Here is a 354-nt window from a genome sequence, read left to right as displayed (position 1 = left end):
GCCGAAAATTCGCAAAACTCTTAAGAGTCACTCACAAATTTTACCTTAGCCTGATCCGTTACCAGTGAAAGTAACGTTCAGTCTATCTTTCTATCACATACCCAAATTTTTAAAGAACGATCTAATCTTAAAGATCAGAAATCAACATTCACGCTGGAATGCTCATTTCTAAGCTTTACGACACACAACAACCCCCGGACCGCAGGGCTGTTCTCGTCTTCTACAAGGAATCAAGCAATTCGTGTGGGAGCTTATGCAGCAGCTGATGTCGTCGATTAAGGAGGTGATCCAGCCGCAGGTTCCCCTACGGCTACCTTGTTACGACTTCACCCCAGTCATGAATCACACCGTGGT

The 354-nt window shown here is 44.9% G+C and carries 1 rRNA gene; it reads right to left on the bottom strand.

From position 1 onward, the window contains the following. Window positions 1–276: 276 nt before the first annotated feature. Window positions 277–354, bottom strand: a 16S ribosomal RNA gene (locus ACZYR5_RS29605); the annotation flags it as partial.

The sequence above is a fragment of the Pseudomonas sp. F007 genome (assembly GCF_057814275.1).
Note: the sequence above shows the minus strand (reverse complement) of the source record. Positions and strands in the feature narration are given on the sequence as shown.